The 1,936-nt window shown below is 66.7% G+C and carries 1 protein-coding gene; it reads right to left on the bottom strand.

Features of this window, described 5'->3' with window-relative positions; translation table 11 throughout:
- Nucleotides 1–1,936, bottom strand: a 1,936-nt coding sequence (locus GA0061098_RS43355; protein ID WP_165637992.1) for a condensation domain-containing protein, incomplete at both ends; no start/stop codon positions are given.

The raw sequence follows: 1,936 nt of genomic DNA on the forward strand, positions 1-1,936 counted from the left end.
GGATCTGACGCCGGCAGATTTGCCCATTCCGGCATCGTCGCCGCCAGATCCACCACCGTCAGATCGCGTAGCGCATCGTCGCCCAGCGCCGATCGCCCCGCTGCATCGGCCAGCAGCACTCGCGGCGCCGCATCCTCCAGCACCTGGTGCAGCCGCGCCGGCGGATAGGCCGGGTCCAGCGGCAGGTACGCCCCGCCCGCCTTGAGGATCGCCAAAAGCCCGACCACCATCGCCACGCTGCGCGCAACGCAGATCGCCACCGGCTGGTCCGGCCTGACCCCGAGCCCGATCAGATGATGCGCCAGGCGGTTGGCCCGCGCATTGAGCTCGCGATAGCTTACGCGCTGGTCCTGATAGACCAACGCCACCGCCTCCGGCGCTTTTTGCACCTGCGCCTCAAACAGCTCATGGATGCACTGCTGCTCAGGATACGTCACCGCCGTCCGGTTCAGCTCCTCCAGCAGATACGCGCGCTCGTCGGCTGGCAGCAGCTCAATCCGCCCGACCGCTTGCTGCGCATCGGCAACCATCGCCCGCAGCAGCGCCAGCAGATAATCCCGCTCCCGCTCGATGGTCGCGCGATCGAACAGCGCCGTGGCATAACCCAGCGTCCCGGCGATCACCTCACCCTGCTCGCCAAGGCTCAGCTCCAGATCGAACTTGACCTGATCGAAGCCGTCTGCCGCCGCCTCCACCATCAGCCCAGGAAGGTCGAACGTCCCAGCGGCGTTGTTCTGCCAGGCCAGCATCACCTGGAACAACGGCGTGTGATCAAGAGCCCGGGGCGGCTGCACGATCTCCACCACCTGCTCGAACGGCAGGTCCTGATGCTCCTGCGCAGCCAGCACCGTGCACCGCGTCCGCTCCAGCAGCTCCGACACGAGCGGCTTGCCCGACAGGTCCAGCCGAAGCGCCAGGGTGTTGACGAAGAAGCCGATCAGCTCTTCGATCTCGCGGCGACCGCGATTAGCGCTCGGCACGCCAATCACAAGATCGTCCTGTCCCGACAGACGCGACAGCACCGCCGCCCAGGCCGCCAGCACTGTCATGAACAACGTCGTGCCATGCTGCAGGCTCAGCCGCTTCAGCTCCCGCGTCAGCTCCGCATCAATAACGATCGGGACCGTCGCCCCCGCAAACGACTGCTGCGCCGGCCGCGGCCGGTCCGTCGGCAGCGCCAGACGGGCCGGCGCGCCAGACAGATTGTTGCGCCAATACTGCGCCTGGCTCTGCAGCCGCTCGCCCGACAGCCACTGCCGTTGCCAGGCGGCATAGTCCGGATACTGGATTGCAAGTGGCGGCAGCGGATCGCCTTCACCGGCCACGAACGCCCGGTAGAGCTGGCTAAGTTCACGCAGCAGCACGCCCATCGACCAACCGTCCGAGACGATGTGATGCTGGGTCAGCAGGAAGACGTGTTCCTCGTCGGCGATGCGGATCAGTCGCCCGCGGATCAGCGGGCCACGCGCCAGATCGAACGGCGTGCGCGCCTCTTCCCTGCACAGACCCAATAGCGCCTCGTCCGCATCCGGCCTGTCCCGCAGATCGTGCTCCACAACCGGCAGCCCCGCATCCTCCGGCAGCAGCTCCACCCAGGGCTTGCCCTCCGGCGCGACAAACACGCTGCGCAGCGCCTCATGGCGCGCCAACACATGGTCAAGGCTGCGCTGCCAGGCGCTGTGGTCGAGCATCCCGCGCAGTCGCAAGGTCAGCGGAATGTGATAGTTCGTGCTGCTCTGATCCAGCTGCGCCAAAAACCACAGCCGCTGCTGCGCAAACGACAGCACAAGCGGCGCTTCACGCGACACCGGCACAATGGCTGGCAGGTCTTGCGCGCCGGAGCGGCTCAACTCATCCATGATACTCGCGGCCAGATCGGCCAGCACCGGTTTGGCAAACAGCGTGGTCAGCGGCAGTGTGAAGCCAATCGCCTGCG

This window comes from Bradyrhizobium shewense (assembly GCF_900094605.1).
In the GTDB taxonomy this organism is placed as follows: domain Bacteria; phylum Pseudomonadota; class Alphaproteobacteria; order Rhizobiales; family Xanthobacteraceae; genus Bradyrhizobium; species Bradyrhizobium shewense.